Source organism: Kitasatospora sp. NPDC058032 (assembly GCF_042885845.1).
GTDB lineage: Bacteria > Actinomycetota > Actinomycetes > Streptomycetales > Streptomycetaceae > Kitasatospora.
Genome location: NZ_JBHVRK010000014.1, coordinates 182,019 through 208,912, shown reverse-complemented (window position 1 = coordinate 208,912; position 26,894 = coordinate 182,019). Strand labels below are relative to the sequence as shown.

At 75.4% G+C, this 26,894-nt stretch carries 24 protein-coding genes; 14 read left to right on the top strand and 10 right to left on the bottom strand.

Annotated elements, in window-relative coordinates:
• The first annotated feature begins 314 nt into the window (after nucleotides 1–314).
• Complete coding sequence (locus ACFVUH_RS23060) at nucleotides 315–1,877, top strand: APC family permease (RefSeq protein ID WP_387915152.1); 1,563 nt, start codon at nucleotides 315–317, stop codon at nucleotides 1,875–1,877.
• A 37-nt stretch (nucleotides 1,878–1,914) separates the two neighbouring features.
• Here the strand turns inward: ACFVUH_RS23060 and ACFVUH_RS23055 are convergent, their stop codons facing one another.
• The 4 genes from ACFVUH_RS23055 to ACFVUH_RS23040 form a co-directional block, all read right to left on the bottom strand.
• A complete protein-coding gene (locus ACFVUH_RS23055; protein WP_387915151.1) occupies nucleotides 1,915–2,667 on the bottom strand; it encodes a DUF2470 domain-containing protein in 753 nt (250 codons plus the stop codon).
• A gap of 143 nt (nucleotides 2,668–2,810) precedes the next feature.
• Nucleotides 2,811–3,218: a RidA family protein gene (locus ACFVUH_RS23050; protein ID WP_355368958.1), complete on the bottom strand. Its 408-nt coding sequence runs from the start codon at nucleotides 3,216–3,218 to the stop codon at nucleotides 2,811–2,813.
• A 100-nt stretch (nucleotides 3,219–3,318) separates the two neighbouring features.
• Nucleotides 3,319–4,071 carry an IclR family transcriptional regulator gene (locus ACFVUH_RS23045; RefSeq protein ID WP_355368956.1) on the bottom strand — a complete coding sequence of 251 codons (753 nt, stop codon included), beginning with the start codon at nucleotides 4,069–4,071 and terminating at the stop codon, nucleotides 3,319–3,321.
• The gene (locus ACFVUH_RS23040; RefSeq protein ID WP_387915150.1) at nucleotides 4,068–5,285 is read right to left on the bottom strand and encodes a sugar kinase; all 1,218 of its coding nucleotides are present in this window, start codon (nucleotides 5,283–5,285) and stop codon (nucleotides 4,068–4,070) included. The genes ACFVUH_RS23045 and ACFVUH_RS23040 overlap by 4 nt, the downstream gene beginning before the upstream one ends.
• Before the next feature lie 180 nt (nucleotides 5,286–5,465).
• Between ACFVUH_RS23040 and ACFVUH_RS23035 the strand changes: the two genes are divergently transcribed.
• The 6 genes from ACFVUH_RS23035 (at nucleotide 5,466) to ACFVUH_RS23010 (ending at nucleotide 13,404) form a co-directional block, all read left to right on the top strand.
• Nucleotides 5,466–6,779 carry an amino acid deaminase gene (locus ACFVUH_RS23035; protein WP_387915149.1) on the top strand — a complete coding sequence of 438 codons (1,314 nt, stop codon included), beginning with the start codon at nucleotides 5,466–5,468 and terminating at the stop codon, nucleotides 6,777–6,779.
• A 77-nt stretch (nucleotides 6,780–6,856) separates the two neighbouring features.
• A complete protein-coding gene (locus ACFVUH_RS23030; RefSeq protein WP_387915148.1) occupies nucleotides 6,857–8,491 on the top strand; it encodes an amidohydrolase family protein in 1,635 nt (544 codons plus the stop codon).
• A 196-nt stretch (nucleotides 8,492–8,687) separates the two neighbouring features.
• Entirely contained in the window at nucleotides 8,688–9,311 is a 624-nt protein-coding gene (locus ACFVUH_RS23025; protein WP_387915147.1) for a bifunctional 4-hydroxy-2-oxoglutarate aldolase/2-dehydro-3-deoxy-phosphogluconate aldolase, read from the top strand.
• Between the two features lie 244 nt (nucleotides 9,312–9,555).
• On the top strand, nucleotides 9,556–11,154 hold the full coding sequence (locus ACFVUH_RS23020; RefSeq protein ID WP_387915146.1) for an alpha-amylase family glycosyl hydrolase: 1,599 nt from the start codon (nucleotides 9,556–9,558) through the stop codon (nucleotides 11,152–11,154).
• Nucleotides 11,155–11,178: 24 nt separating this feature from the next.
• Nucleotides 11,179–12,138, top strand: coding sequence for a hypothetical protein (locus ACFVUH_RS23015; RefSeq protein ID WP_387915145.1), 960 nt, complete (start codon nucleotides 11,179–11,181; stop codon nucleotides 12,136–12,138).
• 285 nt (nucleotides 12,139–12,423) lie between these two features.
• Nucleotides 12,424–13,404, top strand: coding sequence for an SMP-30/gluconolactonase/LRE family protein (locus tag ACFVUH_RS23010; protein ID WP_387915144.1), 981 nt, complete (start codon nucleotides 12,424–12,426; stop codon nucleotides 13,402–13,404).
• Here the strand turns inward: ACFVUH_RS23010 and ACFVUH_RS23005 are convergent.
• Entirely contained in the window at nucleotides 13,353–14,183 is an 831-nt protein-coding gene (locus ACFVUH_RS23005) for a (2Fe-2S)-binding protein (protein WP_387915143.1), read from the bottom strand. The two genes, ACFVUH_RS23010 and ACFVUH_RS23005, sit on opposite strands and share 52 nt — an antisense overlap.
• 157 nt (nucleotides 14,184–14,340) lie before the next feature.
• Nucleotides 14,341–14,727 carry a barstar family protein gene (locus ACFVUH_RS23000; RefSeq protein WP_387915142.1) on the bottom strand — a complete coding sequence of 129 codons (387 nt, stop codon included), beginning with the start codon at nucleotides 14,725–14,727 and terminating at the stop codon, nucleotides 14,341–14,343.
• A 73-nt stretch (nucleotides 14,728–14,800) separates the two neighbouring features.
• On the opposite strand from ACFVUH_RS23000, the gene ACFVUH_RS22995 reads away from it, so the two are divergent.
• The 3 genes from ACFVUH_RS22995 to ACFVUH_RS22985 all read left to right on the top strand — a co-directional run bounded on the left by ACFVUH_RS22995 (nucleotide 14,801) and on the right by ACFVUH_RS22985 (nucleotide 17,515).
• Nucleotides 14,801–16,081 carry a sensor histidine kinase gene (locus ACFVUH_RS22995; protein ID WP_387915141.1) on the top strand — a complete coding sequence of 427 codons (1,281 nt, stop codon included), beginning with the start codon at nucleotides 14,801–14,803 and terminating at the stop codon, nucleotides 16,079–16,081.
• Nucleotides 16,082–16,413: 332 nt separating this feature from the next.
• Entirely contained in the window at nucleotides 16,414–16,767 is a 354-nt protein-coding gene (locus ACFVUH_RS22990) for a hypothetical protein (protein ID WP_387915170.1), read from the top strand.
• Between the two features lie 64 nt (nucleotides 16,768–16,831).
• Complete coding sequence (locus tag ACFVUH_RS22985) at nucleotides 16,832–17,515, top strand: response regulator (RefSeq protein ID WP_387915140.1); 684 nt, start codon at nucleotides 16,832–16,834, stop codon at nucleotides 17,513–17,515.
• Between the two features lie 289 nt (nucleotides 17,516–17,804).
• Here ACFVUH_RS22985 and polX read toward each other — a convergent pair whose 3' ends face one another.
• Complete coding sequence (polX, locus tag ACFVUH_RS22980) at nucleotides 17,805–19,535, bottom strand: DNA polymerase/3'-5' exonuclease PolX (protein WP_387915139.1); 1,731 nt, start codon at nucleotides 19,533–19,535, stop codon at nucleotides 17,805–17,807.
• 353 nt (nucleotides 19,536–19,888) lie between these two features.
• Here polX and ACFVUH_RS22975 point away from each other — a divergent pair, with 353 nt between their 5' ends.
• The 3 genes from ACFVUH_RS22975 (at nucleotide 19,889) to ACFVUH_RS22965 (ending at nucleotide 22,899) form a co-directional block, all read left to right on the top strand.
• Nucleotides 19,889–20,755, top strand: a complete 867-nt coding sequence (locus tag ACFVUH_RS22975) for a hypothetical protein (RefSeq protein WP_387915138.1) — start codon at nucleotides 19,889–19,891, stop codon at nucleotides 20,753–20,755.
• Nucleotides 20,756–20,863: 108 nt separating this feature from the next.
• Nucleotides 20,864–21,496 (top strand): helix-turn-helix domain-containing protein, encoded by a 633-nt coding sequence (locus ACFVUH_RS22970; protein ID WP_355368930.1) that lies wholly within the window; start codon nucleotides 20,864–20,866, stop codon nucleotides 21,494–21,496.
• Complete coding sequence (locus tag ACFVUH_RS22965; protein ID WP_387915137.1) at nucleotides 21,493–22,899, top strand: MFS transporter; 1,407 nt, start codon at nucleotides 21,493–21,495, stop codon at nucleotides 22,897–22,899. Before ACFVUH_RS22970 ends, ACFVUH_RS22965 begins: the two co-directional genes overlap by 4 nt.
• 152 nt (nucleotides 22,900–23,051) lie before the next feature.
• Here ACFVUH_RS22965 and ACFVUH_RS22960 read toward each other — a convergent pair whose 3' ends face one another.
• Together ACFVUH_RS22960 and ACFVUH_RS22955 are read right to left on the bottom strand one after the other, a co-directional pair.
• Nucleotides 23,052–23,756: a DUF6629 family protein gene (locus ACFVUH_RS22960; RefSeq protein WP_387915136.1), complete on the bottom strand. Its 705-nt coding sequence runs from the start codon at nucleotides 23,754–23,756 to the stop codon at nucleotides 23,052–23,054.
• An 18-nt stretch (nucleotides 23,757–23,774) separates the two neighbouring features.
• Nucleotides 23,775–24,752 carry a DMT family transporter gene (locus ACFVUH_RS22955; RefSeq protein ID WP_387915135.1) on the bottom strand — a complete coding sequence of 326 codons (978 nt, stop codon included), beginning with the start codon at nucleotides 24,750–24,752 and terminating at the stop codon, nucleotides 23,775–23,777.
• Between the two features lie 384 nt (nucleotides 24,753–25,136).
• Between ACFVUH_RS22955 and ACFVUH_RS22950 the strand changes: the two genes are divergently transcribed.
• Entirely contained in the window at nucleotides 25,137–25,400 is a 264-nt protein-coding gene (locus ACFVUH_RS22950; RefSeq protein WP_355368922.1) for a dsRBD fold-containing protein, read from the top strand.
• On the opposite strand, the gene ACFVUH_RS22945 is transcribed toward ACFVUH_RS22950, so the two are convergent.
• Complete coding sequence (locus ACFVUH_RS22945) at nucleotides 25,394–26,884, bottom strand: MFS transporter (RefSeq protein ID WP_387915134.1); 1,491 nt, start codon at nucleotides 26,882–26,884, stop codon at nucleotides 25,394–25,396. The two genes, ACFVUH_RS22950 and ACFVUH_RS22945, sit on opposite strands and share 7 nt — an antisense overlap.
• Nucleotides 26,885–26,894 lie beyond the last annotated feature (10 nt).

Below are 26,894 nucleotides of genomic sequence, written 5' to 3'. Positions count from 1 at the left end.
TTTGGGGGGTTCCCCCGCCGCGGGGAACACCCCAACCAGACCGGGGCCCGCGGGGGCGCGCCCCCCCCCGCCCGCCCGCCCCCCCCCCCCAACCCCCCACGGCCCCCGGGCCCCGGCCGCCTTCGTACGCGGTCGCTGCCGGGCCGGTTCCGCTCGAACGCGGCAGCCGGTGGTCGAACAGGTCGTCAACCCGGTGATGGTGACGCCGGGTCGGCTTGTTTTGCGGGTCGGTGCGCCGCGCCCCGATGCTGTCGGGTTGGCACCGCCCGACCGGTCCGGCGGGCGGCACGGGCACGGCGGGTGAAGGGGGCCGGATGGCCATCCAGCGCGGGGACGCGGTCGGGAGCACGGTCGGGGACGCGGGGGTGGAGCGGTTGAAGGCCGACTCGGTCGGCCTGGCGGGCGTGGTGTTCATGGCGGTCGCCACGGCCGCGCCGATCACCGCGATGACCGGCAACCTCCCGATCGTCGTCGGCCAGGGCAACGGCGCCGGCGCGCCCGCCGCGTACGTCTTCGCGACCCTGGTGCTCACCGTCTTCTCGGTCGGCTACGTGGCGATGGCCCGCCACATCACCGCGGCCGGGGCGTTCTACGGCTACATCTCGCACGGGCTGGGCCGGGTCCTCGGGATGGCCTCGGGGCTGCTGGCGGTGCTCGCGTACATCGTCTTCGAGGCGGCGGTGATCGGCTTCTTCGCGTACGCGCTGCGCGGGCTGGTCGCGGCGCAGCTGGGGGTGGAACTGCCCTGGGGCTGGTACGCGGCGGCGGGACTGCTGGTGATCGCGGTGATGGCCTGGTTCGACCTGCACCTGACCGCCCGGGTGCTCGGGGTGGCGCTGGTGCTGGAGATCGCCGTGCTGGGCGCCGTCGCGCTGGCGGTGCTGTTCACCGGCGGCGGACCGGACGGGATCGTCGGGGAGGCGCTCGATCCGCTGAACGCCTTCCGTGGTGTGGACGGCACGGGGACCGGGGGTGCCGGGCTGGGACTGTTCTTCGCGTTCTGCTCGTGGGTCGGCTTCGAGTCCACCGCGATGTACGGGGAGGAGTCCCGCGACCCCGAGCGGGTGGTGCCCAGGGCGACGCTGATCTCGGTGGTCGGGGTCGGTCTTTTCTACGTCCTGGTGTCGTGGATGATCGTCTCCGGCAACGGCGCGCGGCACGCGGTGGACGTCGCGGGCGGCCTGGTGCCCGGCAAGGACGGCAACAGCCTGTTCTTCGACCCGCTCGGCGCGCACCTCGGCGGCTGGGCGGTCACGGTCTTCCGGTGGCTGGTGGTGAGCGGCTCCTTCGCCTGCGCGATGGCCTTCCACCAGTGCGCGGCCCGGTACCTGTACGCGATCGGACGCGAGGGGTTCATCCACCGGGCGCTCGGGCGCACCCATCCCCGGCACGGCTCGCCGCACGTCGCCTCGCTGGTCCAGTCGGTGATCGCGGCGGCGCTGGTGGCCGGGTTCCTGGCGGCCGGGATGGACCCGTACACGCATCTGTACACCCTGCTGGCCCTGCTCGGGACGATGGCGATCCTGATCGTGCAGACGCTCTGCTCGTTCGCGGTGGTCGGCTACTTCCACGTGCTGGGCCGTCATCCGGGGACCGCGCACTGGTTCCGGACGCTGGTGGCGCCGCTGGTCGGCGGGGTGGCGATGGCGGGGGTGGTGGTCCTGCTGGTGGTCAACCGGGAGGCCGCCGCCGGTGCGGCCGCCGGCACGTTGCTGTTCCGGCTGATCCCGTTCCTGGTGATCGGCACCTTCCTGGGCGGGATCGGGCTGGCGCTGTGGATGCGCGCCCGCCGTCCGGACCGGTACGCCCGGATGGGGCGGATCGTCCTGGCGGACGCGGCGGAGCGCTCCGACGACGCTGCGCCGGTCGGGGCCTGACGGTGCATCAGCGGATGCTGCCTCGGCGGTTGGCGGCTCAGTGGCGGCGGGTGGGGAGCGCCTGTTCGGCGGCGGTCACCAGTTGGTGCACCCGGTGGCCGAACTCGTCGGCGTCGCGGGCGGGTTCGGGGAAGACCAGGCGGACGTCGCGGTGGCCCTGCGGGTGGTCCAGGCGCAGGACCAGGCCGTACCGGTCGAGGGCGAGCGGGCGGACGGCGGGTCCTGCGGCGAGCAGTGCCGGGTCGACCAGACGGGTGAGCAGGTCGAGCGCGTCCCGGTGGCCGTCGGCCAGGTGGGTGAGCAGACCGGCCTCGAAGCGGGCGAGCGGGTCGGGGGCGGCGGCCGCGAGGTCGGCGCCGGTGATCGCGGTGGTGCCGTACGGGGTGGAGAGCACCGCGTGGGCGACGTCCAGGCGGAGGTGGACGCTGAGGCCGTCGTCGGCGAGGTGGGCGAGGTGGAGCCGGCCGGCCAGGGTGAGGCGGCCGCGGACCCGGTCGCGGACGGCCACCGGGGCGACGTCGGTGAGGTCGAGCACGACGGCGAGGCCGTCCTGTTCGCGGGCGGCGGCGACGGTGAGCGGGGCGTCGAGCGGGGCGCGCAGCCGCAGCCGGGAGCCGTGCACCGAGACGGGGGTGGTGAGGTCGTGGTGCTCGCCGTTGGCCCGGAGGACGACCGAGGAGGTGGCGGTGAGCAGGCTGCCGATCCGTTCGGCGGCGCTCGGCTCGGCGGCGGTCGCTTCGGCGGTCCCGCCGGCCGGGGTGGTCGCGGCGTCGAGGGGGTGCGGGCTCATGGGTTCGGGACCTCCGGCTGGCTGCCTGTTGGTTAGGTGAGCCTAACCTAACGATGTGGGGGGTGGCAGGGCAAGGCGCCGGGTGGGCGGAAACACGAAGGGCCCGGACGCGAGGTCCGGGCCCTTCGACGGTGACGGCGGGGTCAGCCGACGACCGCCTGGGCGTCGATCTCCACCAGCATCGGCTCCTGCGGCAGCTCGACGAAGATCGTGGTGCGGCACGGCTTCACGCCGCCCGGCTTGACGTTCTCCTCGATGAACTCCGCGTAGACCTCGTTCATCAGCGGGAAGTCGGCGCGCTTGGTGAGGTACACGCGGAACATCACCACGTCCTCGATGGTGGCACCGCCCGCCTCGACGATCGCCTTGACGTTCTCCAGCGTGCGGCGGGTCTGCGCCTTCACGTCGCCGTGGTACAGGTACTCGCCGGTGGCCGGGTCCTGCGGGCCCTGGCCGGAGACCTGGAGGATCGGGCCCTTGCGGACGCCCTGGGAGAACATCCAGGCCGGGGCGGGGGCGCCGTCGGTGCGGATCTCGGTCTTGTCGCTCATGCGGGTTCGCTTCCTCGGTGGGGTGCGGTCGGGGGCTCGGGAGGTCGGGGGGGCCGGGGGTGTCGCGGGGTTCTTGGACGGTGTCGCGGGTGCGGCGGGTTCAGGGGTGGTTCGGGGGCTGGCCGCAGTCGGCGGAGATCGCCCGGGTGGTGGCGAGCAGTTGCGGCAGCAGTTCCAGCACCTGCTCGTACGGGAGGACGACGTCCGGCACGGAGATCGAGGCGGCGGCCACCACCCGGCCGCTGGCGTCCCGGATCGGCGCGGCCACGCAGTTGATGAACGCCTCGTGCTCGGCGTGGTCCTGCGCCCAGCCCTGGGCGGCGACCTTCTCCAGCTCCGCGAGCAGTGCCTCGGGCGTGGCCAGGGTGCGGGGGGTGTGCGGGACGAAGTCGATCCCGGCCACCACCCGGCGCCGCTCCGGCACGGGCAGGTCGGCGAGCAGCACCTTGGAGACCGCGGCGCTGTGCAGGGCGGCGCGCAGGCCGATCCGCGAGTACATCCGCACCGGGTGGCGGGAGTCGTACTTGTCGATGTAGACCACCTCGCCGCCCTCGTACGCGGCCAGGTGCACGGTCTGGCCGGTGGCGGCGTTCAGCTCCGCGAGGTGCGGGGCGGCGATCCGGCGCACCCCGCGCTGCTCCAGGGCGAGGCCGGAGAGGGCGAAGAGGCCGGCGCCCAGGTGGTAGCGGTAGCCGGCGTCCCGGTAGACGAATCGTTCCTCTTCGAGGGACTGGAGCAGTCGCAGCACGGTCGTCTTGTGCACGCCGAGCACCTCGGCCAGCTGGTCCAGGGAGCGCTCGCCCTCGCCGAGCTCGGCGAGGATGCGCAGGGCGCGGGTGACGGTCTGGCTCATGGTGCTCCAAGGGCCGGGGCGGCGGCCGGTCGAGGGTCGGCGGCACCGCCCCCGGGGGCGCCGGTCTCCGTGGTGCGCGCGGGGGCGGTCGGGGCGGACAGGACAGGGGACACGATGCCATCCGCCGACACCCGGGTGGCCGCCCAGTCCTCGGGTGCGGCGTCGAGCAGGGCGGCGACCACCGCGGCGGGCGGCAGTTCGGCCTGGTCGCCGTGGGCGGTCAGCGCGCAGGCCGCGCTCAGGTGGCCCAGCCGCAGCCGGCGGCGCTGGTCGAGGCCGCGGACGGTGCCGGCCAGGTAGCCGGCGGCGAAGGCGTCGCCGGCGCCGGTCGCCTCGACCACCTCGACCGCCAGGGCCGGCTCGCCGACCGCGCTGCCGTCGCGCCCGATCGCGGTGACCAGCCGGGCGGCGTCCTTGACCACCAGGGTGGCGGGGGAGGGGAAGCGTCGGCGAAGCTCCTGCGGGTCGCCGGTGCCGAAGGCGGTCTCGGCCTCGTCGGCGCCCAGCAGCAGCAGGTCGGCGGCGTCGAGCAGCGGCGGCAGCACCGAGGGGTCGCGCTCGCGCCAGAGCGCGGGGCGCCAGTTGAGGTCGAAGCTGACCAGCCGGCCGGGGCGGCGGTCGGCGAGCAGGGCGCGGAGCAGCGCGAGGCAGTCGTCGGAGAGGGCGGCGGTGATGCCGGACAGGTGCAGCAGCCGGGCCCCGTCCAGCAGCCGGGCGGCGGCCGGGTCGGCCAGCAGGGCGGGCGAGAGGGCGGCGGCGGCCGAGCCGCGCCGGTGGTAGTGCAGCCGGCTGCGGCCCGGACCGAGGTCGTGGCGCTCGCCGGTGGTGCCGCCGACCTCCTTGAGGTAGAGGCCGGTCGGGCGGTGCGGGTCGACGGCCACCGCGGAGACGTCCACGCCGCGGGCGGTCAGCTCGCCGAGCAGGCGGCGGCCGAAACCGTCGTCGCCGACCCGGCTGATCCAGGCGCTCGGCACCCCCAGGGCGGTCAGGGCGCCGGCCACGTTGGACTCGGCGCCGCCGACCGAGAGGCTGAAGGTCTCCACCGACTCCAGGGGGCCGGGCCGGTCCGGGAGGAGGACGGCCATCGACTCGCCCACGCAGACGGCCACCGGGGCGGGTCCGGAGGAGCCGGGGGCGGACGGGGTGGACGGGGCGACCGTCGGACGGTCGGGCTGTGGGGTGCCCGGGCTCACGGCGGCGTCCTGGCGTGGCATCTGCTGGGCTCCTCGGAGTGCTGCGGCCCGGCCGGGTGGGGGGTGCTGTGGCGAGCCTGCCTGACCCGCCGGTGGCGGGCGGCTGTCGTTGACCTTCGTCCGGCGCCGATGCTAGAACCGTGTTGCCAGCATGTGCAACCCTCATTGCGTATGTTGCAACATGGCAGATGGAGGAAGACGGTGGACCAGACCTTCGCAAGCAGCGGTACCGGCCCCGGCCCTGGCCTCGACACCCGAGCGGTGGCGGCCCTGGCCGAGGAAGTGCTCGACTGGCGGTTCAAAGCGCTGCCACCGGCCGCCGCCGGCCTGACCGTCCGCCAGTACCTGGCCACCGGCCCCACCCTCGCCGACCTCGGCACCCCGCTGCTCACCCTCGACGCGGGCGCCCTCGACCACAATCTGCGCACCATGGCCCGCTGGTGCGCCGACGCCGGTGTGGCGCTCGCCCCGCACGGCAAGACCACCATGGCGCCCGCGCTCTGGCAGGACCAGCTGGCCGCCGGCAGCCACGGCATCACCCTCGCCAACCTGCCGCAGCTGCGAGTCGCCCGCGCCTTCGGCGTGCGGCGGGTGCTGCTCGCCAACTCGCTGCTCGACCCGGCGGGCCTGCGCTGGCTGGCCGGTGAGCTGGCCGCCGACCCGGACTTCGCCTTCGCCTCCTGGGTGGACTCGGTCGACAGCGTCCGGCTGATGGACGAGGCGCTGCGCGCGGCCGGCGCCGAGCGCCCGGTCGAGGTGCTGGTCGAACTCGGCGGCCCGGGCGGGCGCACCGGCGCGCGCACCGTCGACGCGGCGGTGGAGATCGCCGAGGCCGTCCGCAGCGCCCCGACCCTGCGGCTGGCCGGCATCGGCGGCTACGAGGGCGCGCTGGCGCACGACGCGAGCGAGGGCGGCCTCGCCGCCGTCCGCGGCTACCTGCGGTCGCTGGCCGAACTGCACGGGCGGCTCGCCGGCCGGTACGCGGACGGCGCCGCGCCGGTCGTGACGGCCGGCGGCAGCGCCTACTTCGACCTGGTGGCCGAGGAGCTGGGCGCGCTGCCGGAGGCGTTCGTGGTGCTGCGCTCGGGCGCGTACGTGGCCCACGACGACGGCTTCTACCGGGGCATCTCGCCGCTCGCCCGCGGGGCCGGCCGCGACGGCGGGGCGCTGCGCCCGGCCCTGCACGGCTGGGCCCGGGTGGTGTCCAGGCCGGAGCCGCAGCTGGCGCTGCTGGACGCGGGCAAGCGCGACCTGCCGTTCGACGAGGGCCTGCCGGAGCCGCAGCGGGTGCGGGGCGGCGCCGGGCTGACCGGCACGGCGGCGCGGATCACCGCGCTCAACGACCAGCACGCCTTCCTGCGCGACGCGGGCGACCTCGCCCCGGTCGGCGCCGTGCTGCGGCTGGGGATCTCGCACCCGTGCACCGCGTTCGACAAGTGGGCGCTGATCCCGGTGCTGGACGACGCCTCGGCGGCCGAGCCGAAGGTCACCGGCCTGGTCAGGACGTTCTTCTGATGGGCGGCGAACCGGCTGACGGCCGGGCGGGGGCTCGCGGGGCAGCGGCTCGCGGCGCGGGGGCTCGCGGCGCGACGGTGTTCCGGGGCGCCACGGTCGTCGACGGCACGGGTGCCGGGCGGTACCGGGCGGACGTGCGGATCGCCGACGGGATGATCGTCGAGGTCGCCGGTCCCGGCACAACGGCGGGTGGTACAACGGCGGGCGGCGCGGCGGCGGGCGGCGCGGTCCGGGTGGTCGACGCGGACGGGCTGGTGCTGGCCCCGGGTTTCATCGACATGCACGCCCACTCCGACCTCGCCCTGCTGCGCGAGCCCGAGCACCCGGCCAAGGTCACCCAGGGCGTGACCTGCGAGGTCCTCGGCCAGGACGGCCTGTCCTACGCGCCGGTCGACGACCGCACGCTGCCCGCGCTGCGCCGCCAGATCGCCGGCTGGAACGGCGACCCGGACGGCTTCGACTGGGACTGGCGGACCGTCGGCGGCTACCTGGACCGGCTGGACCGGACCGGCCCCGCCGTCAACGCCTGCTACCTGGTGCCGCACGGCTCGCTGCGGATGCTCGCCATGGGCTGGGAGAACCGCGCCCCGAGCGAGGCCGAACTCGACCGGATGCGCGAGCTGTTGGCGCAGGGCCTCGCCGAGGGCGCGGTCGGCATGTCCAGCGGCCTGACGTACGCGCCCGGCATGTACGCCGGGACCGAGGAGCTGGTCGAGCTCTGCCGGGTCGTCGCCGGCTACGGCGGCTTCCACGCCCCGCACCAGCGCTCCTACGGCGCGGGCGCGTTGGAGGGGTACGCGGAGATGGTCGAGATCGCCCGACGGTCCGGCTGCCCGCTCCACCTCACCCACGCCACGATGAACTTCGGCGTCAACGAGGGCCGGGCCGGGGAACTGCTGGACCTGGTCGACCGCGCGCTCGACGACGGCGTGGACCTCACCCTGGACAGCTACCCCTACCTGCCCGGCTCCACCACCCTGGCGGCCCTGCTGCCCGGTTGGGCCACCGAGGGCGGCCCGCAGGCCACCCTGACCCGGCTCGTCGACCCGGCCGCGCGCGAGCGGATCCGGTACGAGGTGGAGGAGAAGGGCAGCGACGGCTGCCACGGCGTGGTCACCGACTGGGCCACCATCCAGCTCTCCGGCGTCGGCACCCCCGAACTCGCCGACGCCGTCGGCCGGACCGTCGCCCAGCTCGCCGACGCGCAGGGGCGCAGCGGCACTGAGGTCTTCCTCGACCTGCTGCTCCGCGACCAGTTGGCCACCACCATCCTCCAGCACGTCGGCCACGAGGAGAACGTCCGGGCGATCATGCGCCATCGTGCGCACACCGTCGGCAGCGACGGACTGCTCGTCGGCGCCCGGCCGCACCCGCGTGCCTGGGGCGCCTTCCCGCGCTACCTGTCCCGCTACGTCAGGGAGTTGGGCGTACTGACGCTGGAGGAGGCGGTCGCCCGGATGACCGGCCGGCCGGCCGCCCGGCTGCGCCTGCACCGGCGCGGGCGGATCGCCGCCGGGTACCACGCCGACCTGGTCCTGTTCGATCCCGACCGGGTCCAGGACTCCGCCACCTTCGAGCAGCCCCGACAGCCCGCCGTCGGCATCGAGCACGTCTACGTCAACGGCACCGCCGTCGTGGAGCAGGGCCGCACCACCGGTGCGCGCCCCGGTCGGGCGCTGCGCCGGACCGGTCGGGGGGCGGAGGCCGTATGAGGCCCGGACGCCATGACGCCGAGTGGTCCGTGAATCCGAGTGAATGGATGGAAACCCTGTGAATCCCGCGAACCCGAGTCCTGCGAGCCCCGTGAGCCCCGTGAGCCCCGTGAGCCCTGTGGGCCCTGTGGGCGCTGTGAACCCGAGCCCCGCCGACCCGGGTCCGGGCCGCCGGACGGCCCCCGACGCGGCCGTCGTGACGGAGACGCGGGCCGCGCTCGCCGCCGAACCGGTGATCGCGGTCGTCCGCGCCCCCCGGATACCGGACGCCGCCGCGCTCTGCGCCGCACTGGCGGAGGGCGGCATCACCTGGACCGAATTCACCTTCACCACGCCGGATGTGACGATCCATCTGGAGAAGGCGGCGCAGGCCGGCCACCGCGTCGGCGTCGGCACGGTGCTCACCGCCGAGCAGGCCCGGAGCGGCCTCGCCGCCGGCGCGACGTTCCTGGTCACCCCCGGTCTGCGCGCCGAGGTGGCGCACGCCGCGCACGCGGCCGGGGTCCCCGTGGTGCTCGGCGCGCTCACCGCGACCGAGGTGGCCCAGGCGGTCGACCTCGGCGCCGCGGCCGTGAAGATCTTCCCGGCCCGGGCCTTCGGACCCGGCTACTTCAAGGACCTGCGCGGGCCGTACCCGGACGTCCCGCTGGTCGCCTCCGGCGGCGTCAACGCGGGCAACGCGGCGGAGTTCCTGGCGCACGGCGCGCTGGCGGTCTGCGCCGGGACGGACGTGGTGGCGCCGGAGGTGGTCGCGGCCGGGGACTGGGCCGAGATCACCCGGCGGGCGCGGGCGTTCACGCAGGCCTGCGCGTCCCGCTGACGGACCCGCCCGGCGGCCGGCCCCGGTTGTGGTGGGCCGGGCCACCGGGCGGGAACGGTGGCGGCGGGAACGGTGGTGGCGGGGGCGCGGGGGAGTGGAAGGGGCTCGGGAGGGCGCACGGTCGGGCCGGGCGCTGCTTCCGGGAACCGCGCGACGGTCCAGGAGTGGCCGGGCCGGACTGTTGGGGCGGCCGGGATTCGACGAGAATCGGTAGCCCCCCGGCACCCGGCAGGAGGATCCACCCATGACCTCGACCCGCCCCGGCCCCGACTGGCTGACCGACGCCGTGCTCTACCAGATATACCCCCAGACCTTCGCCGACTCCGACGGCGACGGCATCGGCGACTTCGCGGGCATCACCGACCACCTCGACCACCTCGCCTGGCTGGGCGTGGACACGGTCTGGCTGAACCCGTGTTTCGCCTCGCCGTTCCGCGACGCGGGGTACGACGTCACCGACTACCTCACCCCCGCCCCGCGCTACGGCACCACCGAGGACCTCGCCGCCCTCGTCGAGGCGGCGCGCCGCAGGGGCATCCGGGTGCTGCTGGACCTGGTCGCCGGCCACACCTCCGATCAGCACCCCTGGTTCCACGCGTCGGCGCAGGACCCGTCCGACCACCGCTACATCTGGTCGGAGCGGCCGGTGGAGGGCTTCGTCGCCTCCCCGGGCGAGCGGACCGGCTGGTACCGGCCGAACTTCTTCGACTGCCAGCCGGCGCTCAACTTCGGTTACGCGCGCGGCAATCCGGACGAGCCCTGGCGCCAGTCGGTGGACGCCGAGGGCCCGCGCGCCAACCGGGCCGCGCTGCGCGCGATCATGGCCCGCTGGCTCGGCCTCGGCGTGTCGGGCTTCCGGGTCGACATGGCGTCCTCGCTGGTCAAGGACGACCCCGGCTTCGTCGAGACCGGCAAGCTCTGGACCGAACTGCGCGACTGGCTCGACCGCGATCACCCGCAGGCGGCCCTGTTCGCCGAATGGGGCGACCCGGCCGCCGCCGTCACGGCCGGCTTCCACGCCGACTTCCTGCTCCAGTTCGGCGGCACGGACGACGGCCTGCCGCTGCGCTCGCTGTGGAACAACAACGCGGGGACGGTGAAGGAGTACTGGAAGCAGGGCCCGTGCTACTTCGAGGCCGAGGGGCGCGGAACGCCGCAGGTGTTCCTGGACGCCTGGCGCTCGGCGGCCGAACTCACCGAGGGCACCGGGCACATCGCCCTCCCCACCGCCAACCACGACTTCTCCCGGCTGGCGACCGGTCCGCGTTCCGCCGACCAGCTGGCCCCGGCCTTCGCCCTGCTGCTCACCTGGCCGACCCTGCCGGCGGTCTACTACGGCGACGAGATCGGCATGCGGTTCGTGCCGGACCTGCCGGACACCGAGGGCAGCGGGCTCACTCCGACGTACAACCGGGCCGGCTCGCGCACCCCGATGCAGTGGGCGCCCGGCCCGAACGCGGGCTTCTCCACCGCGCCCGCCGAGCGGCTCTACCTGCCGGTCGACCCGGACCCGCACCGGCCGGACGTCGCCACCCAGCGGGCCGACCCGACCTCGCTGCTGCACACCGTGCGGCGGCTGATCGCGCTGCGCCGGGTGCACCCGGGGCTGGGCGCGCGGGGCTCGGTGGAGGTGCGGCACGCCGGGTACCCGCTGGTCTACACCCGCGCCGGGCGGTACCTGGTGGCGGTCAACCCGCGCCGGGAGCCGGCGGTGGTGCCGGCGGACGTGGCGCTCGGCGGGCACGGCCGGGCTCGGCCGCTGGACGTGCAGGGCGTGCGCGTCGGCGCGGGGGGCGAGCTGCAGGCGGACGGGTTCTCGTACGGCGTGTTCGAGCTGGGGTAGCGCCGTAGGGGGCGGGGTGGCGCCGTGCAGGCGGCGGGCGACGCGCTGGACGTCAGCACGCTGCCGGATCGCGCGACCGCCGAGCAGCGGCTGCTCGACCGCGACCTGGTCGGCGCGTTCGTGCCGGACGCCGGCCACCCCGAGCTGCTGGTCGCCAAGGCCAACTCGGACACCTCGGCGATGGCGGCCGAGAAGGTGTTCCAGCGCGTCGCCGGGGAGCAGGGCAGACCGCTCGCCGTCACCGACCTCACCACCCCGAGCCAGGGCGACCCGACCGGCCAGGGCCTGTTCTTCCTGCTGGTCGCGCTGAGCATCGGCTCCTACGCCAGCGTCGCCGTGATCGGCGCGGCCGGCGCGGCGCTGAGCATGCGGATCCGGGTCCTGGTCGGCCTCGGCGTCTCGCTGGCGGTGAGCCTCGTCGGGATCGTCACCGCCGGGCCGGTCTTCCACGTCGTGGACCACGACCTGGCCGGGGTCTGGGCGCTCGGCTGGCTGTACTCGGCCGGCGTGATCGGCATCGGCATCGGGCTGCACGGCTTCCTCAAGCGATGGACCGCGCCGGCCATGATGGTGCTGTTCGTGATGCTGAACTTCACCAGCTCGGGCGGTGTCTACCGGCCGGACCTGCAGAACGGGTTCTTCGGCGGGCTGCACTTCTTCTGGACCGGCGCCGGCTTCCTGGAGGGCGTGCGCAGCCTGCTGTACTTCGACGGCGGCGCCGGGTTCGGCGGGGACGTGCTGGTGCTGGTGCTCTGGCTGGTGGCCGCGGGTGTGCTGGTGACCGGTGCGGCGCTGTACGAGAGGCGCGGCCGGGCGGCGGGCAAGCAGGCGGGCGGTGAGGCCGCGGGCTCCGGGACCGCGGGTTCCGGCACCGAGGAGTTCGGGACGGAGGAGTTCGGGACGGAGGAGTTCGGGACCGAGAACTCCGGGGCCGAGAACTCCGGGGCCGAGGAGGAGATGGAGGAGTCGGCGGTCGCGGTCTGACCGTTCGGGCGCACGCGCGGTCGTGCGACCGTGGGAGCGTGGGACGCCGCACTGCTTCACCGGGCGCCAAGGGCATCGGCGCCCGGTGGGGATCAGGGGCCCGCGACCGGTTCTGGACAAGCCGGTCGCGGGCCCCGCCGTCGCTGCCCGTCAGGGCGCCGGGCGTCGACGCGCGGCCGACCGGGCGATCCTCGCGGCGGCACAGCCCGCCGCCGCCGGGGCCACCGGGCGCGCGTGCTGTGCTGACGAGGGCCGCCATCCGCCGTCCCCCTGAGGAGTCCCGCCGTGCCCCGACCGTTCCGCCGCTCCGCCCGCCCGGCCCCGGCGGCCCTGCTGTCCGGTGCCCCGGCCGCCGTCCTGGCGCTGGCGCTGCTCGCCGGCACACCGGCCGTGGCCGTGGCACCGCCGCTCTCCGACCCCCGGATCGTCGCCCACTTCGACATCGCCCAGCACCTCCAGCCCGAGAACATCGCGGTGGAACCCGACGGCTCGGTGGACCTCACCTTCTCCTTCGCCCGCCAGGTCGGCCGCGTCGACCCGGACGGCCGCCTCACCGTCCTGGCCACCCTGCCCGAGCCCGCGCACCCGGCGACCCCCGTGCTCGGCCGCGCCGTCGTCTCCGGACTGGTCCGCGCCCACGACGGCACGCTGTACTTCGGCTACGCCACCGGTACCGCGGACCTCACCGGCATCTGGCGGCTCTGCCCCGGCGGCGCGCCCGAGCGGATCGCCGCGCTCCCCGCGGACAGCCTGCCCAACGGCCTCGCGCTGGACGCGCCCGCGGGCGTGCTGTACTCCTCCGACTCGGCGCTCGGCCTGGTCTGGACCGTCCCGCTGGACGGCGGCGCCCCGGTGGTCTGGTCGGACGACGCCCTGCTCAAGCCGGTCGGCGCCTTCGGTGCCAACGGCCTCAAGGTGCACCGCGGCGCCGTGTGGGTCGGCAACACCGACACCGGCTCCCTGCTGCGCATCCCGGTCCGCCCGGACGGCGCGGCCGGTCCGGCGGAGGTCCGCGCCGACGGCCTCGCCGGGCTCGACGACTTCGCCTTCGTCGGCCCCGGTGACGACCTGCTCGCGGCGCTCAACCCCGCCAGCGAGGTCGTGCACCTCGGCCCGGACGGCTCCCGGCACACCGTCCTCGACGCGGCGGACGGCCTCTCCAACCCCACCTCGGTCGGCATCGGCGGGGACACGGTGTACGTGCCGAGCGCCGCCTACTTCACGATGGCCGACCCGAACCTGCTGGCGGCGACGCTGGAACCCTGACCCGGGTCTGGCCGGCGCACACCCGCGGGCCCGGTTCGGCGGGGGCCCGGGGGACGGGTGAAGCAGCAGTCGCCGCAGACGCCGGCCTGCGGGCCGACCCGGTAGTACAGGCAGCAGCTGGTGCGCCGGAACGCGGCGCCGGTGGGCGTCCCGGTGAGCGTGCCGGTTCCGGCCAGCGGTGGACGGTCGAGCAACCCGGCGACGAGTGCCCGGGCCGGGGGGACGTGCGGGGCGTGGGCGTCCAGCATCCGCAGCGCGCCGGCCAGGGCGGAGGCCGCGTTGCCGCGCAGCAGCCCCTCGGAGAGCGGGACCACGGACCGGACGGCCGCCGCCAGGTCCGCCAACTGCCCCTCGACGACGGTCCGCCGGACGCGGTCGGCGAGCGGGGCCCGGTCGGCCGGGGCGGCCGGCTCCGCCGGGGGCGAGTACGGCAGCCACAGGTCGATCGGCCCCTGCTCGGGGACCCGGACCCAGGCCCGCTCCGGCCCGAGGTCGGGCACCTCACCGAGCAGGACGGCCGCGCCGAGGCCCACCGAGCAGAACCTGGCGGCCAGACCGAGGTGCAGGATCGACGCCGCGACCCGTGGCTCGGCGGTGCCCAGGCGCCGGGCCACCTCCCGCACCCGTCGCGCCAACGGCCCGTCCGGGCCCGGGGCGTAGAAATCCCGCAGCGGCCGGAAGCCCGGTGGCGGGGCCTGGGCGGGCCCGGTGGCGGCGTCCAGGGCGAAGTACGGGCCGACGGCGGCGAGCCGGCCGTAGTCGGGCGGCGCTTCGCTCATCGGGGTGGTCCTCCGGTTCGGTCTCCGTGTCCGTGTTCCGTGTCCGTGCGCGTGCCCGCGCTCCGTGCTTCGGTGTTCCGTGCTCTCGGCCGGGGCGCCGGTGCCGGTCCGGACGAACGGTACCGTGCGGGCGGCTTCGGGCGCGGCTTCGGGGACGTCACAGGAGCCGCAGGACGCCCGGGGCGCGCTCCTCGAAGATCGTGACCAGCCAGTCGAACACCGTCGGCCCGCGTCCCGCTCGCGCCTCGGCCAGCTCGGCGGCCACGCCCGGGCGGTTCGTGGGGTGGCAGCGCGCCAGCCGGAGCTCCAGCTGACGGGCCGTCTCGGCGTGGCCCAGGTGCTCGCGGGAGGGCCGGTGGTCGTGCCACTCCACCACGAAGTCGTCGTCGTCCGGCGTGCCGAACCCGCCGCCGAGGCAGTCGGCGAGGGCGTCGAGGTTCCGGCCGAAGTAGCCTCCGGGGCCGTTGACCGCCTCGCCGATCGCGCGCCAGAAGTCGTCCGTCGTACCGATCCGCGTGCCGTCCAGCACGTACACCTTCGTCATGGCTTCGGAGGATACGGGCCGGGCCCGGGAGGGGGCGAAGGGCGGTGGGCGGCCGGACCGTAGGCTCGGAGCCATGCCTGTCGAGTCCGGCCCGGTGCCGTCCACACCCGGTGCGTCGTCCGCTGTCGGCGCGCGGTTGCGCAGGCCCGTGGGGGTGGTGGCGGCGTGCGCCGTCCTGCTGCCCGTCGTACTGGCGCACCCGGGGCAGCGTGCGGCCGCGCTGCTCCTGGCGTCCCTGGCCGCGGTGGTGGTCCTGACGGCCGTGCTGCCCTGGCCGTGGCGGCGGGTGACGCTCGCGGGGGCGGCGGGCGGTGTGGCGGCGCTCTCGCTGCTGCTCGACCTCGCCTACTCGGGCCCGTACCGGCTGTCCGCGTTCTGGCTGCCGTTCGAGTGGACGGCGCTGGTGGTGCTCGCCGGGCGGGTGGCGCGGCGCTCCCGCGGCCGGTGGGCGGGTGCGGTCGGCACGCTGGCGGTCGCGGCGGTGGTGGCCGTTCCGCTGCGCTGGACCCTGCGGACGCCGGGCGCGGCCTGGGCCGGTTCGCTGGCTGCCGTGCTGCTCTCGCTGCTTCCGCTGACCGTGGTGGTCGGGGTCTGCCTCTACCTGCGGGTGCTGGACGCGCGGCGCGAGCGGGCGGTCTCCCGGGCCCGGCGCGAACAGCGCTTGGAGGTGGCGCGCGGGCTGCACGACTTCGTGGCGCACGAGATCACCGGCATCGTGCTGGAGGCGCAGGCCGGGCAGCTGCCGGGCCAGACACCGGAGGAGACGGCGGCCCTGCTGCGCAGCCTGGAGGAGGCCGGGCTGCGGGCACTGGACTCGATGGACGCGATGGTGGGCGCGCTGCGGGAGCCGCGCGAGGACGGGGGCGGCGTGCACGCCGGGGCGTGCACGCCGGGGGCGACCCGGGTGTACGGGCTGGCTGACCTGCCGGAGTTGGTGGAACGTTTCGGCACGACCGGGCCGACCCGGGCCCGGCTGGAGGCGGCGCCGGAGGCCGTGGGCCAGCTCTCCGGGGAGGCCGAGGCCACCGCGTACGCGGCGGTGCTGGAGGCACTGACCAATGTGCGGCGGCACGCGCCAGGAGCCGGGGAGGCGGTGGTGCGGGTGGAGGTGCGGCCGGGCGGCGGCGGGGATCCGGGAGCCGGAGGGGGCGTGGTGGCCGCGGTCGTGGTGTCGGTGAGCGACGACGGCGGGGGCGGCTCCGGGGTCAGGGGCCTGCTCCGGCGGCGTCCGGGCAGCGGCGGTACCGGGCTGGTGGGGCTCGCCGAACGGCTCGCCGCGCACGGCGGCACGCTGGAGGCGGGGCCGCTGCGGCCGGCGGGGTGGCGGACCGGCTGCGAACTGCCCGTCAGGTAGGCCGATCGGCAGGGGTGGCGGGGGAAATCGGTGGCCGAAGATCTGCCGATCGGCAGATGGCGGCGGCGCGGCGGGAGGGGATGCTCGTAGCCGTGACCGACGCGCCCGTCGAAGGAGAAGCCGCCATGACCGCCGTGCCCGCCGTGCCCGCCGTGCGTGTTGTGCCCGCCGTTCGCGCAGAACCTGTTGTGCCCGCCGATCCGAACCGGCTCGACGTGCCCGTCGCCGCGCCGGCTTCCGTCCGGGGTCGTCGAGGTCGCCGTCGCCTCGGGCCCGGACGGCGGCCGGGGCCGGGCGCGGGCCGGATACCCGTCGCGGGTGCGGCCTTGGCGGTGACCGTTCTGCTGACCGCCGTCGCCGGCTGCGCCAAGGCGGGGGACGCCGATCCCGAGTCGACGGTCTTCACGTTCAGCGGCAGCACCCTGAACGTCGTCGCGCTGCACCACGTGCCGACCGACCTGGTCACGGCGGACCGTCAGGACGTCAAGGTGACCCGGTGGTTCAAGGCGGACGGGATCGGCAAGGAGCGGAGCAGCTGGGTGCTGGAGGAGAACACGCTGACCCTGGAGGCGAGTTGTTCGGGTTTCGCCAACTGCGACGCGCGGTTCCGCGTCGAGGTGCCGTTGAACACGGCCGTGCTGCGCGACGGGAAGAAGACCGACCTCAAGGGCGCCGGGCCCGCCTGAGTCCCGGCCTCTCGGAGCGGCGCGCGTCACCGCCGTCTGTCACCGCCGTGCGAGACTGCCGTGCGTGACGAGTCCGAACCCGGAACCCATCCGCACGCTGATCGCCGACGACCAGGAGGCCGTGCGCCGGAGCGTACGGCGGATCCTGGACGCCCAGCCCGACATCGCCGTGGTCGGCGAGGCGGCCGACGGGGTCGCCGCGCTCGAACTCGCGGCGGAACTGCGCCCGGACGTCGCGCTGGTGGACATCCGGATGCCCCGGATGGACGGGCTGGAGCTGACCAGGCGGCTGGCCGCTCCGGGGGCGGTGACACCGGTGCGGGTGGTGGTGCTGACCACCTTCGACCTCGACGAGTACGTCTACCCGGCGCTGCGGCACGGGGCCTCCGGGTTCCTGCTGAAGCGCTCCGGTCCGGCACTGCTGGCCGAGGCGGTTCGCGCGGCGGCGGGCGGGGAGAGCCTGATCAGCCCGTCCGTCACGGTGCGGCTGCTGCGGCACATGGCCGCGCCCCGGCGGGTGGACCGGCGCTCCGCTCCGGCGGCGCCGCTGACCGAACGCGAGGTGGAGATCGCCGGCCAGGTCGCGGCCGGGCGGACCAACGCGGACATCGCCGCCGAGCTGTTCATCTCCCCGGGCACGGTGAAGACCCATGTGGCCAGCATCCAGCGCAAGCTCGGGGTGCAGAACCGGGTCGGCATCGCCGTGCACGCGTGGGAGATGGGCTACGCGGTGCCGCCCGCGCAGTGACGCGGCTGACGGTCGGCGGTCGGCGGTCGGTGGCGGGGCGCGCGGAACCTGCGAGGTGGAGGCTGGCCTCCGGACGTGACGTCCTCCGGCCATGTGGTTCGATCGTCGACCGAGGTACCAGCGGCAGACCCTGATCCGTCTCGATCTGTCGCCACTGCCTCCTGCGGTCGAACTTCCTCGACGACCCCGCAGGTCCACTACCATGATGCGCCCGGGATGGTGGATGCACCAGAGGCTCCGGGAAGATTTCTCCTGAATCATCCCAAGTAGCCCGAATCGGGCGGGCAGGTCAGTCGCGCAGCGCGTCCTTGCGCAGGAACCGCTTCAGGCGCTGCCACGGCCAGGTGTTGATGACGTCCTCGGCGGTCAGCCAGGCGCGCTGCGCCGTGCCGATCCCGTACCGGGGGTAGGCGAGGTGCGGGGTGGCGTGCGCGTCGCTGTCGATCGCGAACTTCACGCCGTGGCGCTTGGCCCGGAGCACGTCCTCGTCGCGCAGGTCGAGGCGCTGCGGCGAACTGTTGATCTCGACGGCGGTGCCGGTCCGGGCGGCGGCCGCGAACACGGCGTCCAGGTCGACGTCGATCGGCCCGCGCCGGCCGATCCGCCGGGTCGTGAGGTGGCCGATGACGTGCACGTGCGGGTTCTCGCAGGCCCGGATCAGCCGGCGGGTCTGGGCGTCGCGGTCCGCGCCGAAGTGCGAGTGGACCGACGCCACGCAGACGTCGAATCCGGCCAGGAACTCGGCCGGCCAGTCCACGGTGCCGTCCGGCCCGATGTTCAGCTCGGTACCGTGCAGCAGCCGCATCCGCCGGTGACGCCCCGCCAGTTCGCGCAGCCGCTCGCGCTGGGCGAGCATCTTCTCGTCGGTCATCCGCTGCATCACCAGGTCGGGGGCGTGGTCGGTGACCGCGAAGTAGGCGTAGCCGCGGGCGGCCGCGGTGTCGATCATCTCCTCCAGGGTGGCCAGGCCGTCGGTCAGGTCGGTGTGGGTGTGCAGGTCGCCGCGCAGGTCCGCCTCGGTCACCAGCTCCGGCAGTTCGCCGCGCAGGGCGGCCTCGATCTCGCCCCGGTCCTCGCGCAGCGGTGGCGCGATCCACGGCAGGCCGAGTGCCGCGTACACCTCGTCCTCGCTCGCCGAGACGATCTTGGCGCCGCCCTCGGCCTCGAACAGCCCGTACTCGGAGAGCTTCAGCCCGGCCCGGACCGCCATCGTCCGGAGCTTGATGTTGTGCGCCTTGGAGCCGGTGAAGTACACCAGCGCCGCGCCCCAGTCCTCCTCGGGAACCACCCGCAGGTCGACCTGGATGCCCTCCGTGGTGCGCACCGAGGTCTTGGTCGGCCCGCTGCCGATCACCTCGGCCGCGTAGGGGAGTCCGGTGAGCGCGGCCATCAGGGGCGCCGAGTCCTCGGCGGTGGCCAGCACGTCGATGTCGCCGACCGTCTCGCGCATCCGGCGCAGCGAGCCCGCGTACGCGCAGCGGGTGCACCCGGGGACGGCCCGCAGTGCCGCGACGAGCTGGTCGGCCAGGCCGGTCGCGGTGTCCAGCAGGGTGCGGCCGCCGGACTGCCGCATCAGCTCGATGCCGTGCAGGATCTTCTCGCCGCTGCGCTCGCCCAGGCCGGGCACCTCGCTCAGCCGGTCGGCGCGGATCGCCTCGGCGAGCTCGTCGACGGAGGCGATGCCGAGGTCGCGGTAGAGGGCGAGGGCGCGCTTCGGGCCGACGCCGGGAATGGACATCATGGCGCGGACGCCGGCCGGGATCTTGGCCCGGAGCGATTCCAGGGCCTCGATCCGTCCGTCGGCGAGGTACTCGGCGATCTTCTCGGCGGTGGACCTGCCGACGCCCGGGATCTGCTGGAGTCCCTTGACGTCCAGGCCGTCGATGTCGTCGGGGTGGCCGCCGACCGCCCGGGCGGCCTTCTCGTAGGCGCGGGCGCGGAAGCCGTCGCCACCGGTGATCGAGATCAGGTCGGCGTACTCCTGGAGCAGCTCCCTGACCTTGTCGTTGAGCCGGGCCATGGGGTCAGTCTAGGTTCGCCGGGCGGAGCGGGCCGGGCGGAGTCGGCCGGACCCCGAGGGTGGCGGCGGCGATGCGGCGGTGGCCGGGCGGCGGGGTGGGCGGCGGCGCGGGAGACCGGCGGGCAGTGGTTTTGGGGGCGCACGGCGCAGGGCGCGCGCCGGTGTGGTGCTCCCGACGGTCGGCGGGGGACGGCCCCGCTGGTCGGAGGGGTGGCAGTGCCCCCAGGGGCCCGAGAGCCGGATTGTCACCCGGGCGGCGGGGACGCAGGCTTGGCCCAGGGCCGGGGAGACGGCCCGCACCGGGCCGCTGCGGAGGCGGTGGATCCGGTCCGCGCGGGACGAGGGGCAGGACGATGGCAGGCGGGAAGCTCTGGGGCTACGTCGCGTCGGGCGCCCGGGCGCTGGGCGGCCTCGGTCCGCTCGGGCGGTCCGGGGCGCTGGCGGGCGCTCGGCTGCTCAAGGGGGTCGGCGGGGGCGGGCGGCCGGAACCGGTCGGTCGGGCGGGGGCGCTCGGCGGCGCGGTCGCGACGGTGGCCGCCGGTGGTCACGGGCGTTCCGGGCCCGGCGGAATGGCCGGGCCGCAACCGCTGTCGCGTCCGGAGCTGGAGCGGTTGCGCTGGACGGACCGGGCCGGTGGGTGCGTGCCGGACGCGCGGCACGTGCAGCCGGCCGAGCTGGTGGGGCGGGTGCTGCGGGGCGGCGGCCGGGCGTCGGCGGTGACCGTGCGGGTGCCGGTGGGGCTGCCGGTGGTGGTCGCCGACTCGGTGCGGCTGGAGGCGGCGCTGGCCGGGCTGGTGGACCACGCGATCCGCCGCAACCCGCCGGGTACGCGGGTGCTGGTGCGGGCCGACGCGCTGCCGGGACCGGCCGGTCGGCCCGGCGGCCGGGGAGCTTCCGGCGGGTCGGGCGGTTGGGGCCGGGCGGAGTTCGCGGAGGTCTTCGGCGGGCCGGATCCGTGGGCGGCGGAGTCGGCCCGGGTCGAGCTGCGGGTGGTCGACCGGGGCTCGTCGGAACCGCCGGAGGCGCGGCGGTGGCTGTTCGGCAGGGCGTACGGCGGCGGTGCGGGCGGTGGGCGTGCGGGTGGGCCGGAGGGCGGGTCCGAGCGGGTGGGTCCGTCGATATCGGGCCTGGTCAGGTCGGCCGGGGGCCGGCTGGAGGTGGAGCAGACGCCCGGTGGCGGGCTCACGGTGGTGGTGGTGCTGACGGTCGCGCGGGACTGACGGCGGCCCGTGCGGACCCGGCCGTCGGCCGGCGCCCTGTTCGAATCCACAAAGAGTTCTTCGCAAAAAACCTTTGCGAAGAGTTCTTTGCGGTTCTATGGTGCTGCCATGACCGATGACCGCAGGTGGCCGCACGGCCCGGATCCGCAGACCGATGTCGTGATCGACGCCAAGGGCCTGCGGGCCCTGGCCCATCCCGTGCGCGTGCAGCTGATCGGGCTGCTGCGCAAGAACGGCCCGTCCACCGCCACCAGGCTGGCCGAACAGCTGGGGCTGAACTCCGGCGCGACCAGCTACCACCTGCGCCAGCTCGCGGCCGCGGGCTTCGTCGCCGAGGACACCGAGCGGGGCAACGCCCGCGACCGCTGGTGGAAGTCGGTCCATCAGGTGACGTGGTGGACCGACACCGAGCTCGCGGAGCAGGATCCCGAGGCGGCGCTCGGCTATCTGCGCTCGATCGTGGCGGCGCACACCCTGACCGCTCAGACGGCGCTCAACGCGTACGAGACCATGCCGGTCGAGTGGCGGAACGCGCTGGACCTCAGCGACATGGTGCTTCAGCTCACCCCGGAGGAGGCCCGGGCCCTGGCCGGAGACCTCTCGGCGGTGATAGCCCGCTACCGCCGGATCACCCCGGGGGCGCCCGTTCCCGAGGGCACGGACCGGGTCGCCGTGGTCGTCCAGGTGCTGCCGGAACCGCAGAGCGGCGCGGACGCGAACGAGGCGGAGGGGCGATCATGACCGCGCGGACCGCGGTTCCCTCCGCGGGCGCCGTTCCGGAGGTCGGGCCGCGCAGCCTGCGGCCGCTGGCCGGGGTGCTGACGGCGATGGCGATCTCGCTGACCGGCACCCGGGTGTCGGCCATCGCCCTGCCGTGGTTCGTGCTCGCCACCACCGGCAGCGCCACGATGACCGGTGTGGTCGCGTTCGTCGAACTGGCGCCGTACGTGCTGGTCAAGGCGTTCACCGGCCCGGTGATCGACCGGCTCGGTCCACGGGTCGTCTCCTGGACCACGGACGCGGTGAGCGCCGTCGCCGCCGGCCTGGTGCCCCTGCTGCACGGCCTGGGACTGCTTCCGTTCTGGCTGCTGCTGGTCATGGTCGCGGTGATCGGCGCCGCCCGCGGCCCGGGGGACCTCGCCAAGGAGGTCATGGTTCCCGAGGCGGCCGACCGGGCCCGCGTCCCGCTGGAGCGGGCCACCGGCCTGGCCGGCGTGATCGAGCGGCTGGCCACCACACTGGGCCCGGCCGTCGGCGGCGCGCTGGTCGCCCTGCTCGGCCCGATGGCCGGTCTGACGGCCAATGCGATCGGCTTTGCGCTCGGCTCGCTCGCCATCGCCGTCGCGCTGCCGCGTGGGACCGGCCGGGCCGCCGTCCCGGCCCCGGCCCCGGCCCCGGCCCCGGCCCCGGCCCCGGCCGAGGCCGGGGAGGACGGGCCCGCCGCCGGATACTGGCAGCTCTTCCGAGAAGGCTTCGCGTTCCTGCGGCGTGAACCGCTGCTGCTGACGATCATCGTGACGATCGCACTGACCAACCTCCTGGACGCGGCGTTCCTGACGGTGCTGGTCCCGGTCTGGGCCCGGGAGTCGGGCGGCGGCCCCGCCGCGATCGGCCTGACCGGGACGGCCTGGGGGGTCGCGGCGGTGGCCGGCAGCTTGATCGCGGCGGCCGTCGCCCACCGGCTCCGACGCCGCACCGTGTTCTTCGTCGGCTTTCTGCTCTGCGGGGCCCCGCGGTTCGTCGTCCTGGCCCTGGACGTGCCGATGAGCGTGGTGGTCGCCGTCTTCGTAGTGAGCGGTTTCGGCTCCGGATTCCTCAACCCGATCCTCGGCGCCGTCCTCTTCGAGCGGGTGCCACGCCACCTGCTGGGGCGGGTCAACGCCCTCAGCGACTCCCTCGCCTGGGCCGGGATCCCGCTCGGCGGCCTGCTGGCCGGCGCCACCGTGACGACGATGGGGCTCATACCCGTGCTGCTCGTGTGCGGCGGCCTCTACTTCGTCATCACCACCCTGTCCGGCCTCCGACCGGAGTGGCGCGAGATGGACCGCACCCGTGGCCGCACCCCGGCCGCCACCACGAGCAGCGCCCCGGAAGAGAAGCGACCCACCCCGGCGGATGCGGCGGTGGCGGTCCCGGCGGAGTGACGGAGGCGACGGGAGAGGCGCGTGCGGGAGGCTGGTCGCCGGCTTCGGTTCCGGCACAGGCACAGGCACAGGCGCTGGCCGGTTGTGGCGGGAGCGGGTCGTGGAGCAGGCCGACGGGGAGGGCGAGACCGATCCGGAGCGGCTCGCCCGGGTCACTCCCCTGGAGTGGCGGCGCCGCCCGGTGGGCTGACGGCTCCCCGTCGGGGGTGGGTGGTGTGGGGGGTGGACGTCCAGTGGAGGAGGAGGACGGAGGCGAGGGCGGCGAGGGCGCACCAGGTGGAGATGAAGGCCAGCCGCCAGAGGAGGGCGCAGACGAGGGCGCCGGCACCGGTGACGACGCCGAGGCGGCGCAGTCGGCGGTCGCCGCTGACAAGCAGGGCGCCGACGGTGGCGAGGAGGTAGCCGACCAGGAGGAGGGCGGGATGCGGGACGCCGATGCGGTAGTCGAGGGTGTGGGCGTGGGCGGTGGCGTCGACCGGATGGGTGGCGACGGCGTGGGCCAGCGGCACGGCGACCAGCAGACCGAGCAGGACCAGCGCCGTGAGCAGCCGCCGTCGCGAGGGGCCGGCGTCGAGCGCCGCGCGGCGGACGCCGATGGGTACCAGGAGGGGGAGCAGGGGCAGGGCGATCACCGCCCAGGCGGTACGGGCCCAGGTGGCCGGGGCGGCGGGCAGGTCACCGTCGGCGCCGAACCAGACGGCCGCCTCGATCAGCTGGTGCACGCCGAGCACCAGCGGGAGCGCGGCGAGCGGCAGGCGTTCGGACCGGCCGGAACGCCGGACGCGGACCAGGCAGAGCACACCGACGGCGGTCACCGCGCCGCCGACGGCGAGGTCCGCCCGGGCACTCCAGCACATCGGGGCTCCTGCGGTCGGTCAATCGGGGTCGGTCGGGTCGGTGGGCCGATCGGTGGTCGGGTCGGCGTCCGGGGCCTGCGCCGGGTCGTCCACGGCGTTGTCCACGGCGTCGTCCGGGACTTCGCCGATGGACTCCAGCGTCTCGCCGACGGTGCCGGGCAGGGCCGGGTGGCGGCCGATGACCACCACGCCGATGACGATGGCCACCAGGCCGGCCGCCTGCCAAGCCAGCGCACCGGGGGTGACCCGGAGCCGGTCGCCGAGGAACCCGACCGCGCAGGCGATCCCGGTGATCGGCTGGGCGGCGGTCAGCGCGGGCAGGGACATCCGCAGCGGTGCGGCCTCGAAGGCGCTCTGCACCAGCAGCAGCCCGACCACCCCGGCCGCCACCACCGCGTACGGCTGCCAACTGCGCAGCACGGCGTCCAGCCCCTGGTGGTCGAGCCGCTGGGTGGTGGTGCGGGTGAGCGCGTCCTGCAGCCCGTAGAGCAGGCCGGCGGCCAGGGCGAGCACCGTCGCCTCCTCGAACAGCGGCAGCCGGCGGGCCGTGGAGATCAGCAGCAGCGTCAGCCCGACCACCGTGCCGACCACCAGCCAGTGCCGCAGTTCGCTCGCCGGGGCGCCGCCGCCGGTCGGGCGGCCGGCCACGATGAACGCCGTCACGCCGAGCGCGAGCAGCAGCACCCCGGCCCAGCCGGAGCGCCCGAGCGTCTGGCGGGTCAGCACCCGGGCGAGCGCCATCGCGAAGATGAGGTTGGTGGCGAGCAGCGGTTCGACGAGCGAGACCTCGCCCTTGTTGAGGGCGAGCGCGGAGAGGATCAGCCCGGTGACCATGAAGGCGGTGCCGAGCAGCCACTCCGGCATCCGCAACAGGTCGAGCAGCAGCCGCCAGTGCAGCAGATCGGCACGCGGGGCCCGCTGCGCCGCGTGCTGCTGGAGGACGAATCCGAGGCCCAGGAAGCAGGCGGCGCTCAGAGCCAGGACGAAGACCGCCACGGAGGGACCACCCGAGGGTTGTTGACCGCACCGCACCACCGCCCGGTTTCCGGGGCGGCTCCGCTCCGGGGTGGCTCCTCGGACGGGTGGCGGCTCGGAAGGGTCCGCCCGTGCGGCCCGGCGATCCGGAGCGGGGTGTCCCGCGGCATCGGCGCGCGTTGCGGCCAGCCTACCGCCGGGGTGGGGCGCCGACCTGCGCAGCCGCGCCGTCCGGCGGGTCGCGCTCCGTAGCGGCGGCGTACGGGGTGGCGGCGTACGGGGTGGCCCGGTGCCCGGTTGCCGCTGTCGGGCCGGGGGGCGCACGCTGGTGTGAGCGGCCCGTCGCGGGCACCGCCCGTACCGGCCCGAGCAGGCGCGACGGGGACCGGCGCCAGGAGGTGTGGCATGCACAACCAGTGGGATGTGGAGCTGAGCTTCGAGGAGGACGGCGTCCACACCGGATGCCAGGCGAGGCTGACCGGCGCCCGGGCCCCGGGCCTCACCGCGCGCGGGGAGTCGACCCGGAGCGTGGACGACCGACCGCTCGCCAGGATCGGCGAGGAGGTCGCGGCCTCACGCGCGCTGGAGGCGCTGTCCCGAAAGCTGAAGGCCCAGGCCGACGGTGAGATCGAGGACGAGGGGCACCGGCCGGGATACCTGATCTACTGACGGACCGGCGTCTGCGGGCGGGACGGAACGAAGAACAGCGCGAGCAGGGCGGCCGACCCGAGCACCCCGGCGGTGACCACGAAGGCGTGGTCGTAGCCGGCGGCGAGGGCGGCCCGCGCGGCGTCCCCGTCCGCGGCGGCCCGGCGGGTGGCGGTGACCGCGACGGTCGACAGGACGGCGAGCCCGATGCTGCCCCCGCACTGGCGGCCGGCGTTGAGCAGCCCGCTGACCAGTCCGGCCTCGCGGGGATCGACGCCGGAGGTGCCCATCGCGGTGTTGGCGACCATGCAGACGCCGACGCCCACGCTGGTCACGATGGACGGTCCGACAAAGCCGGTCAGATAGTCGGAGTCCAGGCCGAGTCCGCCGAACCAGAGGATCCCCAGCGCGGCGAGCACAAGCGCGCCGGTGAGCGTGGCCCGGCCGCCGAAGCGGGCGACGATGCGTCCCGCGACCATGCTGCCCGCCGCCGTCCCGGCGCAGAACGGCAGGAACGCGGCGCCGGCCGCCAGCGGGCCGTAGCCGAGGACGTTCTGCAGGAACAGCGAGCAGAAGTAGAAGCCGACCAGCATGCCCGCGCCGAGCAGTGTGACCAGCAGGCTCGACACCCAGGCCGTCCGGGCCCGCAGCACTCCCAGCCGGACGATCGGCGCCCGGGCGATGCGCGCCTCCCAGACCAGGAAGAGGAGGCCGAGCAGGACGGCGGCGGCGAGCGTGCCGAGCGTCCGGACCGAACCCCACGGGTGGCGGTCGGTCTCCATCAGGCCGTAGACCAGGGCGGTCATCGCGCCGGTGCCGAGGACGGCTCCGAGCACGTCCGGGCGGCCGGCGAGCGGCGGTCGGACGGCAGGCACCGAACGGAGGGCCAGCACGAGGCCGGCGAGCACGATCGGCGCGTTGACGAAGAACACCCAGCGCCAGTCGAGCAGGTCCGTCAGCACTCCGCCGAGCAGGACGCCCAGCGCGCTGCCGCCCGCCGTCACCATCGACCAGATGCCGACGGCCCGCGCCCTGGCGGCACCCTCGGCGAAGGTCACCATGATCAGCGTCAGCCCGATCGGGGCCAGGACGGCGGCCGCCACGCCTTGGCCGGCCCGCGCCGCGATCAGCTGGGCGGGGGTCTGCGCGAACCCGCCGAGCACCGAGGCGAGGCCGAACAGCACCAGGCCGGAAAGGACCGCGTGGCGGTGTCCGACGAGGTCGGCGATCCGGCCGCCGAGCAGTAGCAGTCCGCCGAAGGCCAGCGCGTAGGTGTTGACCACCCAGGGCAGGGCGCTGTCGGCGAAGCCCAGGGACTCGCCCATGGCGGGGAGCGCGATGTTCACGATGCTGGCGTCGAGGGTGACCATCAGCTGGCAGACGGAGACGGTGACCAGGACCAGGCCGGCACGGGCGGTGGTGGGTCGGACGGTGGGTCGGGGAGTGCTGGACCCGGGTGGGGCGGCGGTGGCGGTGGTGGTGCGGGACGGCGCGGACTCGGGCATGGCGACCTCC